Raw genomic sequence first — 15,139 nt, 5'->3', positions numbered from 1 at the left:
CCCTTTCCTGACTGATGCCAATTTAGGTTTGGTTGATCCATCAATCAATAAAAATTCGCGGCGTGTACAGGACTGTCTGCGACGTGCCCGCTTATTGCGTGCCGCTGTGCAAACGTCACAAAACATTCATCCAACCGTCACGAGCGGGAAAGGTTTTCTTGACGATTTGCAACCACGCTTCGGTCGTAAAAAACAAATGAATTTGGAGAAAGTCATGATTTCGGGCGCCGCGGTGGAGACGGGCATCTTGCGCCGCTTTGCCAATGACCAGTTGCTGACCCTTGCCAAGCTTGTCGTCGAAAATGCGCTGCAGCCGATCGTCGAGGTCGGAACCGGCGCCGTGTTCGGCTATGAGAGCCTGATGCGTGGCCATGACCGGATCGGCTTCGACACGCCGCTCGACCTGCTCGACCAGGCCGCCGCCGCCGGCCAGCTCGTCGCGCTCGAACAGATGGTCACGAGCCGGGCGCTCGCCAAGTTCGCCACCCTGCCGAATTTCTCCGACACCACGCTTTTCCTCAATCTCGACGTCCGCCTGATCCCCCAGGGCGACGAACTGATCGACAGCATCCTCCAGCATCTGCGCCAGGCCAACATCCCGCCGTCCTCGATCTGCTTCGAACTGTCCGAGCGCTTCGACAACACCAGCGTGCCGGAATTCGCCGGGCTTGTTGCCCGATTGAGAAAGTCGGGTTTCAAGCTGGCGATCGACGATTTCGGCGTCGGCCACGGCGAGATGAAGTTGCTGTGCGACTATCCCGTCGACTACGTGAAGATCGACCGTCACTTCGTCGCCAACATGGACAGCAATCCGCGCAAGCGCCATCTGGTCAAGAACATCGTCAACTTCTGCCATGTGCTCGGCGTGCGCGTCATCGCCGAGGGCATCGAGACGGAGGCCGAATTCATCGCCTGCCGTGAATTCGGCGTCGATCTGGTCCAGGGCTGGTTCATCGCCCGGCCGACCACGCTGATGAACGAGCTGAAACCGTCCTTTCCCCATCTCCAGGAGATCGGCAAGGTCCGCCGCTCGACCCAGTCGCTCGACGAGATCCTCATCCGCCGCCAGATCGAGCATCTGCCGACCGTCTACGAGCACGAGAGCATCGACAGCGTCTTCGATCTCTTCCGCCGAAACCCGCGCCAGTCCTTCTTTCCGGTGCTCAACGCCAACGGCGAGCCACGCGGCATCATCAACGAGTTCCACCTCAAGGAATACATCTACCAGCCCTTCGGCCGCGATCTGCTGAAGAACAAGGTTTATGAGCGCTCCATCTCGCACTTCGTCGAGCGTGCGCCGATCGTCGGCCTCGACGCCGATGCCGAGCGGCTGATGACGATCTTCGCCAACATGGACGGTTCCGACTGCGTGATCCTCACGGAGAACATGCGTTATGCCGGCGTGGTCTCGGCCGCCTCGCTGATCCGCATCATCAACGAGAAGCAGCTGAAGACGGCGCAGGACCAGAACCCGCTGACCGGCCTGCCGGGCAATCGCGCCATCCGCGACTTCATGCAGGACAGCGGCCGCGACGGCGACGAGGATCGACATTTCTGCTACTGCGACTTCGACAACTTCAAGCCGTTCAACGATCACTACGGCTTTCAGATGGGCGACCATGCGATCAGCCTGTTTTCGGCGCTGCTCCGCCGCTACTTCTTCGCCGAAGGCGATTTCCTCGGCCATGTGGGCGGAGACGATTTCTTCATCGGCGTCAGGGACTGGACGCGCGAGGAACTGACCGAGATCCTCGATCGCCTGCTTTCGGACTTCCATGACGAAGTGGTGGAGCTCTATTCCGACGATGCGCGCGACGCAGGGCGCATTCGCGGTTTCGACCGCCTTGGCCGCGAGCGCGACTTTCCCCTGATGCGTTGTTCTATCGGCGTGCTGGAACTGCCGGAAGGCCTCGTGATCGACGATATTAACCGCGTCGGAGCCGAGATCGCCGAATTGAAGAAAGAGGCCAAGGAAAGCGAGGCCGGTCTCGTGATCCGGGCTTTCGGTCTGGTGGAGAGCTGAGGCCGCCTCCCTGCGGAGCCGATCTTTATCTCTCTTCTTTATGATGTGTCATTTTGATTGTGTTTGCGCTTGAGGGAGCACGCCAGGATTGGTAGATCTGGGGGAGAATACTTTTGATTGGATATATTCATGCTGAAATTGACATTGAAAGTCCTTTTACCCTTTCTCGCATGCGTTGTTCTTGCCGGCTGTCAGAGCAGTGCTCCGCAATCCGTCGCCGATTCCCAGGTTCCTCCGTCTCCCGCCCTGCGCCGGGCCGTCATCAAGGCCTTCGACGACGGTGTCTTCGGCGCGACCAACATTTTCGATCCGAAGATTTCCAGCGTCGTGCTGCTGGACCCTCAGACAAAGACCTACGCCTTCTGTCTGCGGATTCGGTCTGAGCGCGGCAACGATATTCCCAAGGTTCTGGGTGTCTCCTTCAAGGCCGATCGCATCGTCGGCGCCAGCACCAGCGATTTCCGTTGCCGCGACAAGAGGCTCCGCTACTACGATTTCCGTGAGCTCTACGCCCACGCATCGCGTAGCTGACAGGGCAAGCTCGAAGTCCCGGAACGGGGCTTCGAAGCTCCCCCTCGGGGTGTCTGGCGCGAGATGTCGGGGCCGGTGCAATTTGTCGCGCGCGTCAAACGGCCTCCTTTTCAGATCGCTTCGTCTGGCCTATGTCGTCGTATCCGTCGAGCGTGAGAGGAGTTCCGCGATGTCGCTTCCTGCCACCATGCGTTACGTCGATCTGCCGTCCTTCGGCGAAGCCGAAGTCATGCGCTTTGCGACAGGGCCGCTGCCGGTCCTAAAACCCGGCGAGATCCTGGTCCGGGTCGAGGCGGCGGGCGTCAACCGCCCGGATGTCGCCCAGCGCCAGGGCACCTATCCGCCGCCGAAGGATGCCAATCCGGTGCTCGGTCTCGAAGTGGCGGGCGAAGTGGTGGCGCTCGGCGCGGGCGTCGAGGAATTCGTTCTCGGCGACAGGGTCTGCGCGCTCGCCAATGGCGGCGGTTATGCCGAATATTGTGCCGTTCCCGCCGGCCAGGCCCTGCCGTTCCCGCAGGGCTATGACGCGGTGAAGGCTGCGGCCGTGCCGGAAACCTTCTTCACCGTCTGGGCCAATCTCTTCCAGATGGCGGGGCTGACCGAAGGGGAAACGGTGCTGATCCATGGCGGTACGTCCGGCATCGGAACGACGGCCATCCAGCTTGCCAAGGCCTTCGGCGCCGAGGTCTTCGCCACCGCCGGCTCGCCGGAAAAATGCAAGGCCTGTGTCGATCTCGGCGCGCGTCGCGCCATCGACTACAGGACAGAGGATTTCGCCGAGGTGGTGAAAGCCGAAACCGACCGCCGCGGGGTCGACATCGTGCTCGACATGATCGGCGCCGCCTATTTCCAGAAGAACCTTTCGGCGCTCGCCAAGGACGGCTGTCTGTCGATCATCGCCTTCCTCGGCGGTTCGGTCGCCGACAAGGTCGATCTGACGCCAATCATGGTGAAGCGCCTGACCGTCACCGGCTCCACCATGCGCCCGCGCACGGCCGACGAGAAGCGCGGCATCCGCGACGAGCTCGTTTCCGAGGTCTGGCCGCTGCTCGCCGCCGGCACCGTCGCCCCGGTCATCCACACCGTTCTGCCCTTCGACGACGTCGTCGAGGCCCACCGGCTGATGGAAAGCTCGAAGCATATCGGCAAGATCGTGCTGAAGCTGGGGTGAGGCGCAATGGTCGGCGAGGGTCCGATTTTTTCCTTTAGCCGGCGGTCGGCCTGCCGAAGGTCAGAGGCAGAGCGGCCAGCTCATGGCGGCTGGGCCGGGTCGGGTATCGGGCCAAAGCGGTCATTTCAGAAGCTTTGCCATTAGAGGGTTGGGCCGGTGAGCATCGACAATTTCCCAGCCGAGCTTGCTATAAAAACCCACTGCGTCTGGCGCTGCGTAGGTTTCTAACCTGACTACCTCTTGAGCCATTGCCAGTGTCTCGACGGCGGTCATCATGGCTCGTCCGATACCCTGCCGCTGCCGCTCCGCAACGATTGCAACCGTGCGAACCACCCCGTTTTTGTTCGCAGTCAGATCAAGACGGAGAGCTCCAACGAACTCAGCGCCATCAGTAAAAACCAGCGGAATATGTTCTGGCTTTCTGTCGTCAGGATGGTGATCGTCATATCCAGACAATCCGCGCAAATCGAACAGCACGTGCCGTCGAATCTGATGATACGCCTCCCAGTCAGGTTGGCTCGATACCCGTACCAGCTTCAGAACAGTGGCCTCTCGCTGTAGAATGAACGCAAAGTCTTGTTGCCGGGGCCATGGCCATTGTCGGCCCAAACTGTCATTGCCCGCCGCAAAAGTGGCTCAAGCAATCTGATTTTCGATCGCGGTTTTATCGATCACGGAAAACACATCGACTATTTTGCCGTCCTTCACCTCGTATAATACGTTTTCTGCGAAGGAGATGCGTCGCCCGTTTATCTCTAAACCAAGGAAGTGGCCTTTTGGTGAGCAATTGAACATCAACCTCGCCGCAATAAGGGGTGGGTCGCATACCAGACGATCTATGACGAAACGCAGGTCGGGGATGTCCTCGAAGTCCTTGATCAGCATCGAGCGGTAGCCTGACAGCCCAAGCGGTCGATCATTGTGTTTGACATCGTCGGCAACATACCGCCTCAGCTCATCCCAATCTTGTCGATTTAGGCAGCCTATGTACGCGCGATAAAACTCTTGCAGTGTCATGTGCAGATACCGTCGGATCAATCCCATTTACCGTCGTGTGAACCAAGACGAGCGGAATTCACGTTGTTCTGCGCTCGCGCCATGCGTCCCAAGGCTCACAATAGTAAGATCAGTTTCCTCGAGTTTTGCGGCAGCCGCAATGTCCGCAATTGGCGCCAACCCGCCATCGCCACCGCGTTTCAATCAGGCAGCAGCAACTCTCGTCGTCCGCCAAACTGCGCCCCATCATCCGCCAGCCGCAAAGCTGCGTCTCAGATCCCGGAGCCATCCAGCTCGGCCTCGTCCTCGCCCTCCCAGGCCGGCGGCCTCGCGGTCGCATCCGTGTCGACCCCCGGCAGTGGCATCCAGCATTTCAGCTCCGGTTCCGCATAGGAAATGATCGCCCCCGGCGTTGAATCCGAGGAGCGCCAGCCGTCGGTTCCGAAGCGGTCGCCATTCGACCAGTAGACGAGATCGACGGCGCCCGGCCCCTGTTCGGAGGCGCGGATGGTCACCAGGATACGGCTGCCGTCCCTCGGCGCGCTCTGCATGTTTCGCCAGCGGATCGGGTCTTCCATGATTGTCTCCTCCCATTGCCAAGGTAAGTGTCGCCGCGCAGGCCCGGACGGTCAACTGGTCTCGCGTGGGGTAAGGCCGTAAGCGAGCATTTGCGTGTCGCCCGCGGAAAGGTTAGCCTCATCGGTGGTTGAGGAGCCACAAAACGGGAGGATTGTTCATGAGGCGTTTCTGGCCGGAAGAGTTGAAGTCTGTCTTCGAGAACGCCGAGGAGGTGACGGTCGCGATTGCGGAGACCCCGCGTGACGGCGAAAGCCCTTCGGGTCGGCTCATAGAACGCCAGGCGCTTCGCATCCGCGTCACCGAACAGGACTACCAGCGCATCTGGCCGCTCGCCGAAAAGCGCTATCGCCTCGATGGCCGTTTTGCCGGCAAGGCGGTCACCTTGATCGTCAACAATCCCCATTACCACGCCTGGCACCCTGCGGACGGTGGAACAGTGGAGGAAAAGGCCGACAGCGGCGTGCCCTATACGATCAAATACATCACCGTCCATCTGCTGTTGGATGATGTGCGCGAGGAAGCGGTCGCCTGAGAAGGCGGAACCCGGCACAAAGCGCGCAGCCGCGAGTGAGCCCCTTCGACACTGTCGATGGGGCGCGCTTGCCTGTTGATGACGGACATTTCCCGATGGCGTTGGCGCGGTCGCCCCGGTCATCCACACCATTCTGCCCTTCGACGACGTCGTCGAGGTCCACCGGCTGGTGAAAAGCTCGATACACATCGGCAAGATCGTGCTGAAACTGGTCCAAGGACCTGCTTGCAGGCCCTGAGCGCGCGGGATTTTCCGGGAAGCGCGCCATGGCGGGGCGCGAAGCAGTGTGTTCAGGCTGGCGAATGGTAATCGATGCCGGCCATATTGCAACTCACTTATGGAGCCCGACGGTTACACAACGTGCCTTGCAGGAAGCCCGCGACGCACCTACCTTCTCCTTATCGTCAACGTATTGAAAGGAAGGTGATCCAATGTCGAGTGAGATTTCGGTCTGTGCAGCTGACATGGGAAAGGTGGCGGTCTTGACGGGGCAGCCCTCGGCCTGAACCCGCCTTCCTCCGGATCGCCCTTCGCGGTCCGGGTCTCGACACAGATCAGACCTCATGGAGGGGCCGCTTCGCGCGGCCCCTTTCCATTTTGGGGTGCCGGCTCGCGTCGCCGGCGTTCAGATGTTGCCGCGCCGTTCCGGCCAGCCGCCGGGCAGGCGATGGTCCAGATAGGCATAGACCTGGTTGAGCGCCGTCTCGCGGGAAATTCCGCCGCTGTCGAGCCCAAGCCGCAGCCATAGTCCGTCGATCAGCGTCGTCAGCGCAAGCGCCACTTCCTCGCACTCGTCCCGGGGCAGGAGGTCGGTCAGGGCCGACATCAGGTTCGAATGCATCCGGGCGTGGATGACCTTCTGGATCCGGGTAAACTGCGGCTCCCGCGGCACCTCTGCGCAGAGCGACAGCCAGGCATGGCATGTGGCCGGCTGATAGAAGCGCTCCTCGAAATTGCCCTCGACGATGGCCGAGAGCCGCTCACGCGGCGTCTTCGCCCGTCGCAGCCTTTCCGTCACCGCGTCGCGCAGCTGGCTGTTGGCCTCGCGCATCGCATGTTCGAACAGCTCCTGCTTGTTGCGGAAATAGTGCAGCACGATCCCCTTCGACGAGTTCGTGTGGGCTGCGACCTTTTCCAGCGTCGCCCCGGCAATGCCTTCCTTCTGCAGCACCTCGAAGGCCGCGAGCCTGAGTTCGCGGCGCCTGATGACGCTGATGCGGGTGAGTTTCATGTCCTGCCTCCGATCGGGCCACAGTTGACATGTTTTCCCGAAAGATCAATAGTTGTCCCATTGGTCAATTTTTTATCCAAGTGGTCAAATCAACAAGGGGAACGACATGTTCGATCGGATAAGGATGCCGGTGCTGGCGGTGGCGCTGATGGGCTATGGCGGGGCCGCGCTGGCGGCGGATGCGGAGAGCTGCAAGGCCGTCCGGCTCGCCGAGCCGGGCTGGAACGACCTCGCCTTCACCACCGGCGTCGGAATGACCCTGCTGAAGGGCCTCGGCTATGAGCCGAGCGCCAACCTGCTCGGCGTCGAGGTGATCTACAAGAGCCTCGAGAACAAGGACCTCGACATCTTCCTCGGCTACTGGGACCCGGCGATGCAGGTCTATTTCGGCAACTACAAGGAGAAGGGTTCGGTCGAGACGGTCCGCGTCAACCTGACCGGCGCCAAATACACCTTCGCCGTGCCCGACTATGTCTACGAGGCCGGTGTCCACGACTTCAAGGACCTGCAGAAATTCGCCGACCAGTTCGGTCGCAAGATGTACGGCATCGAGCCCGGCTCGAACCAGACCATGTTCGACGCCATCGCCGACAAGGATCTCGGCCTTTCCGGCTGGGAGGTCGTGGAATCGAGCGAGCAGGGCATGCTGGCGGAGGCCCAGCGCAAGGTGAAGGCCAAGGAGTTCATCGTCTTCCAGGGCTGGGCGCCGCATCCGATGAACACCGCTCTTCCGCTGCGCTACCTGACCGGCGGCGACAAGTTCTACGGTCCCGATTTCGGCGCCGCGACCGTCTCCACCCAGGTGCGCAAGGGCTATCTCTCGGAATGCCCGAACGTGGGCAAGCTTCTGTCCAACCTCGCTTTCGACATCGACTTCGAAAACAAGGGCATGGGCTACCTGATCGACGACGGCATGGACCCGGAAGCCGCAGCCGCCAAGGCGATCAAGGACGAGCCGCAGCGGCTCGAGGCATGGCTTGCGGGTGTCGAGACGCTGGACGGCAAGCCCGGCCTCGACGCGGTCAAGGCGGCACTCGGTCTATGATGCCCGTTGATCAGGCCGGCTGGTCGGGGCGCAAGCGCGTCCTCGACCTTCCGGACGGGCGGCGGCTCGCCTATGTCCGTCAATCCGGCCCGGGGCCGGCCCTTCTTCTGGTCCACGGTTTCACCGATACGAGCCGCAGCTATGCGCGGCTGATCCCGGGTCTCGCGACCTTCGACTGCGTGATCCCCGACATGCCGGGACACGGGGCGTCGACGCCGGCGCGAACCAAGGGGATCGACGGCTTTGCCGAGGATCTGCAGGCGCTCATCGATCATCTCGGCATCGATAAGGTGGCGATCCTTGGCCATTCCATGGGCGGCGCCGTCGGGATCGATCTCGCGGCCCGCCTCGGCGGAAGGGTCACGGCACTCGTCATCCTCGCAAGTTCGCTCACCCCGCGTCTGCCGGCCGACAACTCGGTCGCCCGGGCGATCCACGGGCTCTGCGACCCGATCGATCCGGCCGATCCCTTCTTCGACGAGTGGCACGGCTGCAGCCGTCCCGTGCCGGCGGATTTCCTCGACTATGCCCGGTGCGAGGCCGCCGCCATTCCCGCCGCGGTCTGGCGAGATGTGTTCGACGGTCTGTCTTCGGTCGACCTGACGGAGAAGGCCGCTTCGGTTCGCTGCCCGGTGCTGTGCGTCTCCGGCATGGAGGATCCCCTGTTCGGCCCGGCGCATCAGCGGGCGCTCGCTGCCAGCTTTGCCGATGTCACGACCGCGGCGCTGCCGGGGCAGGGGCACAATGTCCACTGGGAGGAACCGGAAGCGCTTGCCGATCTGGTCGGCGACTTTCTCGACGAGGTACTGGGTCAATAGACAAAGACCGGTCGGCAAAGACCGGATTGCCCCTCCGGCTCGTCCCCGAGCCCGCCGCTGTTGGCAAGCGCCGGGCGAAGGAGTATCAGGCGAGGCTCCGCATCCTCCAACAGAGAGAGCCGCCATGGAAAATCCCGTTACCGTCGAAGTCACCCGTGGCAAGCTGGTCGAAAGCCGTCATCGCGGCATGGCCGTGGTCGTCGACGGCGACGGCAAGGTCGTGTTTTCCGCTGGCGAGATCGAGGCCCCGACTTTTCCGCGCTCGGCCTGCAAGGCCATGCAGGCGCTGCCGCTCGTCGAAAGCGGTGCGGCCGACGCCTATGGTTTTGGAGCGAGGGAACTGGCGCTCGCCTGCTCGTCCCATTCCGGCGAGGACGAACATGCGGCCCTTGCCGCCTCGATGCTGAAGCGCGCGGGCCGTGACGAGAGCGTGCTCGAATGCGGCGCCCACTGGTCCTTCGAACAGCCGGCCCTCATCCACCAGGCCCGCACCCTCGACAAGCCGTCGGCGCTCCACAACAACTGCTCGGGCAAGCATTCGGGCTTCGTCTGCGCCTGCTGCCATTCCGGCTGGGAGCCGAAGGGCTATTCCACCTATGACCATCCGCTGCAGGCCGAGATCCGCGCCATCATGGAGGATCTGACCGGCGCGGCACTCACCCATGACAATTGCGGCACCGACGGCTGCTCGATCCCGACCTATGCCGTGCCGCTGGTCGGCCTTGCCCGCGGCTTCGCCCGGATGGCGACCGGCAAGGGCCTCGAGCCGGTCCGGGCCGCGGCCTCGAAGCGCCTGATTGAGGCCTGCATGGCCGAACCCTTCTACGTCGCCGGTACCAAGCGCTTCTGCACCCGGCTGATGGAAGTGGCGCCGGGCAGGATCTTCGCCAAGACCGGCGCCGAAGGCGTCTTCTGCGCCCTTCTGCCGCAACAGGGCCTGTCCTTTGCCGTCAAGTGCGAGGACGGCGCAAGCCGCGCCGCCGAATCGATGATCGCAGCACTCCTCGCCCGCCATTTCGACCCCGGCAGCCCCGAGCGCGAGGCCCTTCTCGCCATGGCCAACCATTCCATGCGCAACTGGAACGGCCTCCATGTCGGCGACGTGCGCGTGACGGACGTGTTGTTCAGCTGAGATTTTCCGTCGTCCGGGGGAGGGGCGGGGTTGAGTTTGAGCCGGTGCGGGTGTGATCTCCCCCCTTGAGGGGGAGATGTCACGAAGTGACAGAGGGGGGTGCTCACCCCTCACGCCACCACCCCCGCCTCGCGATAGGGCGAAAGCCGCTCCTCGTTGTGATCGCCAACGACCCTTCTAGCTCGAAATCTGCCGTTGCCGGCATCAGCCCTTTCGTGACCGCGTTTGCCTTGCCAAAACCCCTCTGCCCTGCCGCGCGGGCACGCGGACTGGCTAGGCGGGCGGCCAGTCGAGGCCGTTTGGTAGCGAGATCCAGATGACCGTCTGCGCCTCTTCGGAATGGCGTGACAGATGGCCCTTGCCATGTGTGTCTTCCACCAACACGAAGCTGCCCGCCTCAACGTGGCGCACTTCGCCGTCGCTCGTCTCGTAGTCGACCGAGCCATCCAGCCTGACGGTCAGCACAGGCTCGGGAACCGTATGCCAGGCAACCTCGCGCATGCCGGCCGGGATATGGGTAAAGCGGACACGGGATGCCGGATAACTGGCCGAAACGTCGAAGGGTACGGCGTCGGGGTGCACCGAAATCTTGGTGGTCGGCAATTCAACCTCGTCGAAATGCGACTCGCCATCCGGAGTGGCATAGATGCGCAGGCACTTCATTGTCTCTGACTCCTGCTGGTTCACCCTGTTGAAATGACGAATGCCTAGCATGAAGCAAGATGGGAGCGACACCGCTGGTTTTATGTGAGAATCCGATACGGCCCGAAATATGCGTCTGTCGACTTGTGGCCATTGTCCATGTCCGTTCCGCCGACCACCCCCTCTGCCCTGCCGGGCATCTCCCCCACAAGGGGGGATCGACTGCCGCGCCTGCCTGGTTTTCTGGGCAGCGTCTCGCAATACGGAATCTCGCCGGTCTTCACACCGCCACGAAGCCGCCATCGACATAGAGCTCCTCGCCACCCACGAAGCTGCTTTCCTCCGATGCGAGAAACAGAACAGCCTTGGCGATCTCTTCGGTCCGGGCGAGCCTGCCGAACGGAATGGTCTGCTGCATCCATTCCTCGGCGCCGGCATTGTCCCGGAGATAGGTCTGCATTGCCGGTGTCAGGACCATGCCGGGTGAAACGACGTTCACCCGGATGCCCCGGCTTTTCAGGTCTGTCGTCCATGTTCGTGCGAACGAGCGGATCGCCGCCTTCGTCGCGCTGTAGATGGACAGGTTGGCAAAGCCCTTGGCTCCCGCCCCCGATCCCGTCAGCACCACCGCACCACCGGCAGACATCAGGGGCAGGGCCTTCTGCACGGTGAACACCATGCCCTTCACGTTGATACTGAAGACGCGGTCGAAATGATCTTCTTCAATGGCGCCGATCGGGGCGGACTCGGATATGCCGGCATTGGCGAAGACCACGTCGACGCGGCCGTGATCCCGTTCTACCGCTGCAAAGAGCCGGTCGATGTCTGAAAGGTCGCTGACATCGCCTTGAACGCCGACGGCGCCGTTGCCGATCTCCTCGAGCGCCTCGTCCAGGCGCTCCTGCCGGCGTCCCGTGACATACACATGGGCACCTTCTGCGGCGAACGATTTGGCCGTGGTCAAGCCGATGCCGTCCGTTCCGCCGGTGATCACCACGACCTTGTCCTTAAATCGCTGCGTCATGTCATCGCTCGCTTTCGTGTTAAGTGGAGGATTGCTCCACTTATTATATGGAGATATCCTCCACTTACAAGACATGGCGAGGCAGATTGTTTGGCTGACGAAATTCCATTGCGCGCCGACGCGCAGCTCAACAGGGAGCGGATCCTTGCTGCAGCCGAGGACGTCTTCATGGAGCGAGGCGTCGGCGTCTCATTGGACGAGGTGGCACGGCGCGCCGGGGTAGGGATAGGCACGCTCTATCGTCGCTTCCCGAGTCGGGAAGACCTTCTGGCCGCGGCCTATAGCGCCCGCTTCCTGGCTCTGGCCGAGACGAGCCGTGCCAGAGTCGTTGATCTTGACCCGGCACGCGCCTTCAAGGCCTACATGGAAGAACTCGTCCGATATTCAAATGTCTATCGAGGATTCGCGGCGTCCCTCGGTGTGGTTCTGCGGATCGGAACGCCCGGATGTCTGGCAACCAGTGAGGAAGGGGCCCGGCTGTTGCAGGCGGCCCAGGAGGCGGGCGCAGTCCGACCGGATATCAGCTTCAACGACGTCGTCTGCGTGGCGACCGCCATATCGCTCGCCACCGAACAGGACAGCGCAGCCGAAGCGCGCATCAAGCATCTGGTCGGCGTATTCATGAATGGCATCGTTGAGCGCTGAACGCCCACGATGAGCGCCGTCGGCGAAACGGCACCCCCGTCGTGATCTCCGCCACCCCATTCCTGATCGCCGGACCACCCTCTCACGCCACCACCGTCACCCCCGCCTCGCGATAGGGCGAAAGCCGCTCCTCGTCGATCCCGGCCGGCACGATCAGCCCGGCGATCGCCTCGATCGGGGCGATGCGGCAGGGGGAGATCGCGTCGATCTTTTCTTCGGTGACGGGGACATAGGCTTCGGCGCTCGCCTGAAGGATATGCCGCTTGATCGCCGCCTCCTCGAAATCGCCGGTGGTCAGCCCGAGCCCGGGGTGAACGGCGGTCACGCCGAGGAAGAAGATGTCCGGGCGGATCGTGTCGATCGCGGCCATCGCCTGCGCGCCGACCGCCACCATCGAATGCTTGTAGAGCCGCCCGCCGATCAGGATCACCTCGACCTCCGGCCGGTGCTCGAATTCGCTCGCGATCGTCGGCGAATGGGTGGCGACGGTCAGCGCCATGCCGCGCGGCAGCTGACGGGCGATCTCCGCCGTGGTCGTGCCGCCGTCGAGGAAAACCATCTGTCCGGGCTTCACCAGTGCCGCCGCGCGCGCGCCCAGCGCCGCCTTCTCCGCGCTCGCCACGCTGCGCCGGGCGGTGAAGTCCGGAAGCTCCGGCGACACCGGTAGGGCGCCGCCATGCACGCGTTTGATCAGCCCGTTGGCCGCCATGTCGCGCATGTCGCGGCGGATCGTGTCCTCCGAGACGTCGAGTTCGCGCGCCAGCACGCCCGCCAGCGCCTGTCCCTCCCGCTTCAGGGTTTCGAGAATATGCGTCCTGCGTTGGCTGCCGAGCATTGCATGTTCCTGCACGTTTGTTCTGGATTGTTCACGATAATACGCGAATTGAGTCGACATTCCAGCAAAAACACGCAAAATCGTGCGGCCTGCAGGAAGCGGGCATGAGAAAAAATGGAGAAATGACGATGCTTATCCTGATTGCAGGGCCCTACCGTTCCGGCACCGGCGATGATCCGGCCAAGATGGCCGAGAACCTCAAACGGCTCGAGGCGCCGTCCCATGCCCTGTTCAAGGCCGGGCATGTGCCGATGATCGGCGAGTGGGTGGCGCTGCCGATCTGGCACGCGGCCGGCGGACAGACGGTCGGCGACGATCTCTACGAGGAGATCTTTCACCCGGTCGCCGGACGCCTGCTGCAATTGTGCGAGGGGGTCCTTCGCCTGCCCGGTGCCTCCAAGGGCGCCGACAACGACGTCCGCATCGCCACCGAACGCGGCATTCCGGTGTGGTACCGGCTGGAGGACGTGCCGGGCTGCGCGTAAGGCAATGTCTTCAGGCGCATTGCCTCTTGCCCCTCACACTCATTGAAGGGGCCAGCCTTGCCCCGCACCCTGACCGACCGGGAGCGGTGCTTGCCCCTCACCCTGACCCTCTCCCCGTGAACGGGGAGAGGGGACGGCCAAGGCGGTGCCTCTCGTTCCTTCACCCCATCATTATGGGGAGAAGGTGCCGGCCGGCGGATGAGGGGCGCGACACGGACAAAGGATGGCTTGCGGCCCCGGCTGTTCTGTCCGAAGAACTGCCCCCTCGTCGGGGGAATCTGGCACTTGGGCAAAGCCAGGATGCCGATTTCCCTTCTTCTCCCTCGGGGGGAGAAGAGGCGCCGGGGATGCGGAAACCGCTCCTCTCCCCATGAGGGAGAGGATACAAAATCACGGTCTTGGCAAAGCCAAGTCGTAGATTTTGTTGGTGAGGGGGACGCCCACGCGGTGCCGCTTGTTCCTTCTCCCCGTCAGGACGGGGAGAAGGTGCCGGCAGGCGGATGAGGGACGGGGAAGAACAGGCCGACGAGCGGGCCACCGCTGCCCCGCGCTTACTCCTGTTCGGCGAGCCGGGTTTCCCACATGGCCTTGAAGGCGGGGCGCGCCTGGCAGCGGTCGAGCCAGGCGGAAAGATGCGGGAAGGGGGCGAGCGCCGGCTGGTAGGGCTGGGCGTAGCGCACCACCTCGGCGAGGTTGATGTCGGCGACGGTGAAGCGGCCACCGACCGCGTAGTCGGCGCCGGCAAAATGCTGTTCCAGCACCCCGAACGGCCGCTTCAGCAGCCGCGCGATCGCTTCCGCCTCGGCCTGGCCCGCCTCGCTCGAAAGCCGTCCCTGCGCGTTGGACTGCGAGATTTTCAGGGCATTCGCCTCCATCTCTGTCGCCGCGAAGAAGGAAATCTGCGTCATCAGCGCGTCTTCGGCGAGGTCCTTCGGCGCCAGTGGCCCGCCCGCCTTCTTGGCGAGATAGAGGTTGATCGCCATGCTTTCATGAAGCTTCAGCCCGTCGTCGTCGATCGCCGGGATCGCCCCCATCGGATTGACGGCGAGGTATTCCGGCGAGCGCGTGTTGAGCCGCACGCCCGGCGCATAAGGGTCGTCGAGCTTGTAGGCCTGGATCACCGGGACGTGCTCGAAGGCGAGCCCCAGTTCGCCGGCCAGCCAGAAGGTGCGCGTCGCGCGTGATTTGTAGACGCCGTAGATCTTCAGCATGATGACTGCCTCCTCGTTTGATTTGGCCGAAGGCTAGTCGGGGCCGGCGATGATGAAAAGCCGCGCCGGCGTGATCCGGCCATGAATTTCCCTGATGGCCGGCGCCCACGAAACTTGACGAGAAGGCCACAAGAACTTAAACCCGGCGACATGGGTCTGCAGTTCACCCAGGCGTCACCGCCCCGATGAGGGGAGCTAAACCTGACTTCTTTGAGAAAACCGACAGCCACTTTTCTCGT

At 62.8% G+C, this 15,139-nt stretch carries 17 protein-coding genes and 1 pseudogene; 10 read left to right on the top strand and 8 right to left on the bottom strand.

The features are described 5' to 3' along the window. Window positions 1-214: 214 nt before the first annotated feature. From HHL25_RS09900 to HHL25_RS09890, 3 genes are all read left to right on the top strand, one after another. A complete protein-coding gene (locus tag HHL25_RS09900) occupies window positions 215-2,023 on the top strand; it encodes a bifunctional diguanylate cyclase/phosphodiesterase (RefSeq protein WP_169589816.1) in 1,809 nt (602 codons plus the stop codon). A 129-nt stretch (window positions 2,024-2,152) separates the two neighbouring features. Continuing rightward, entirely contained in the window at window positions 2,153-2,554 is a 402-nt protein-coding gene (locus HHL25_RS09895; RefSeq protein ID WP_169589814.1) for a hypothetical protein, read from the top strand. Between the two features lie 169 nt (window positions 2,555-2,723). Further along, the gene (locus tag HHL25_RS09890; protein ID WP_169589811.1) at window positions 2,724-3,725 is read left to right on the top strand and encodes an NAD(P)H-quinone oxidoreductase; all 1,002 of its coding nucleotides are present in this window, start codon (window positions 2,724-2,726) and stop codon (window positions 3,723-3,725) included. A gap of 120 nt (window positions 3,726-3,845) precedes the next feature. Here the strand turns inward: HHL25_RS09890 and HHL25_RS09885 are convergent, their stop codons facing one another. The 3 genes from HHL25_RS09885 to HHL25_RS09875 form a co-directional block, all read right to left on the bottom strand. After that, complete coding sequence (locus HHL25_RS09885) at window positions 3,846-4,259, bottom strand: GNAT family N-acetyltransferase (RefSeq protein WP_390624512.1); 414 nt, start codon at window positions 4,257-4,259, stop codon at window positions 3,846-3,848. A 102-nt stretch (window positions 4,260-4,361) separates the two neighbouring features. After that, window positions 4,362-4,742, bottom strand: coding sequence for an ester cyclase (locus tag HHL25_RS09880; RefSeq protein WP_169589809.1), 381 nt, complete (start codon window positions 4,740-4,742; stop codon window positions 4,362-4,364). Window positions 4,743-4,993: 251 nt separating this feature from the next. Further along, complete coding sequence (locus tag HHL25_RS09875) at window positions 4,994-5,299, bottom strand: hypothetical protein (RefSeq protein ID WP_169589806.1); 306 nt, start codon at window positions 5,297-5,299, stop codon at window positions 4,994-4,996. A 158-nt stretch (window positions 5,300-5,457) separates the two neighbouring features. Between HHL25_RS09875 and HHL25_RS09870 the strand changes: the two genes are divergently transcribed. Together HHL25_RS09870 and HHL25_RS23745 are read left to right on the top strand one after the other, a co-directional pair. Beyond that, window positions 5,458-5,832, top strand: coding sequence for a hypothetical protein (locus HHL25_RS09870; protein WP_169589804.1), 375 nt, complete (start codon window positions 5,458-5,460; stop codon window positions 5,830-5,832). Window positions 5,833-5,947: 115 nt separating this feature from the next. After that, a pseudogene (locus HHL25_RS23745) lies at window positions 5,948-6,070 on the top strand (hypothetical protein); the annotation flags it as partial. A 387-nt stretch (window positions 6,071-6,457) separates the two neighbouring features. Here HHL25_RS23745 and betI read toward each other — a convergent pair. Beyond that, entirely contained in the window at window positions 6,458-7,063 is a 606-nt protein-coding gene (gene betI, locus HHL25_RS09865; protein ID WP_169589801.1) for a choline-binding transcriptional repressor BetI, read from the bottom strand. A 106-nt stretch (window positions 7,064-7,169) separates the two neighbouring features. On the opposite strand from betI, the gene choX reads away from it, so the two are divergent. The 3 genes from choX to HHL25_RS09850 all read left to right on the top strand — a co-directional run bounded on the left by choX (window position 7,170) and on the right by HHL25_RS09850 (window position 10,058). Beyond that, window positions 7,170-8,108 carry a choline ABC transporter substrate-binding protein gene (choX, locus tag HHL25_RS09860; RefSeq protein ID WP_246701770.1) on the top strand — a complete coding sequence of 313 codons (939 nt, stop codon included), beginning with the start codon at window positions 7,170-7,172 and terminating at the stop codon, window positions 8,106-8,108. Continuing rightward, window positions 8,105-8,926, top strand: coding sequence for an alpha/beta fold hydrolase (locus HHL25_RS09855; RefSeq protein ID WP_169589799.1), 822 nt, complete (start codon window positions 8,105-8,107; stop codon window positions 8,924-8,926). Before choX ends, HHL25_RS09855 begins: the two co-directional genes overlap by 4 nt. Window positions 8,927-9,050: 124 nt before the next feature. Next, on the top strand, window positions 9,051-10,058 hold the full coding sequence (locus HHL25_RS09850) for an asparaginase (RefSeq protein WP_169589796.1): 1,008 nt from the start codon (window positions 9,051-9,053) through the stop codon (window positions 10,056-10,058). Between the two features lie 273 nt (window positions 10,059-10,331). On the opposite strand, the gene HHL25_RS09845 is transcribed toward HHL25_RS09850, so the two are convergent. Together HHL25_RS09845 and HHL25_RS09840 are read right to left on the bottom strand one after the other, a co-directional pair. Continuing rightward, window positions 10,332-10,721 carry a hypothetical protein gene (locus HHL25_RS09845; RefSeq protein WP_169589794.1) on the bottom strand — a complete coding sequence of 130 codons (390 nt, stop codon included), beginning with the start codon at window positions 10,719-10,721 and terminating at the stop codon, window positions 10,332-10,334. Window positions 10,722-10,980: 259 nt separating this feature from the next. After that, complete coding sequence (locus HHL25_RS09840) at window positions 10,981-11,724, bottom strand: SDR family NAD(P)-dependent oxidoreductase (protein ID WP_169589792.1); 744 nt, start codon at window positions 11,722-11,724, stop codon at window positions 10,981-10,983. A 108-nt stretch (window positions 11,725-11,832) separates the two neighbouring features. On the opposite strand from HHL25_RS09840, the gene HHL25_RS09835 reads away from it, so the two are divergent. Further along, the gene (locus HHL25_RS09835) at window positions 11,833-12,369 is read left to right on the top strand and encodes a TetR/AcrR family transcriptional regulator (RefSeq protein WP_246701769.1); all 537 of its coding nucleotides are present in this window, start codon (window positions 11,833-11,835) and stop codon (window positions 12,367-12,369) included. 82 nt (window positions 12,370-12,451) lie between these two features. On the opposite strand, the gene HHL25_RS09830 is transcribed toward HHL25_RS09835, so the two are convergent. Next, a complete protein-coding gene (locus HHL25_RS09830; protein ID WP_169589787.1) occupies window positions 12,452-13,204 on the bottom strand; it encodes a DeoR/GlpR family DNA-binding transcription regulator in 753 nt (250 codons plus the stop codon). Window positions 13,205-13,332: 128 nt separating this feature from the next. Between HHL25_RS09830 and HHL25_RS09825 the strand changes: the two genes are divergently transcribed. Then, the gene (locus HHL25_RS09825; protein WP_169592727.1) at window positions 13,333-13,689 is read left to right on the top strand and encodes a DUF4406 domain-containing protein; all 357 of its coding nucleotides are present in this window, start codon (window positions 13,333-13,335) and stop codon (window positions 13,687-13,689) included. 551 nt (window positions 13,690-14,240) lie between these two features. Here the strand turns inward: HHL25_RS09825 and HHL25_RS09820 are convergent. After that, entirely contained in the window at window positions 14,241-14,900 is a 660-nt protein-coding gene (locus HHL25_RS09820) for a glutathione S-transferase family protein (protein ID WP_169589784.1), read from the bottom strand. Window positions 14,901-15,139 lie beyond the last annotated feature (239 nt).

The organism is Rhizobium terricola (assembly GCF_012927355.1).
Classification (GTDB): Bacteria; Pseudomonadota; Alphaproteobacteria; order Rhizobiales; family Rhizobiaceae; genus Allorhizobium; species Allorhizobium terricola.
This window is presented reverse-complemented; position numbering and strand designations above follow the sequence as displayed.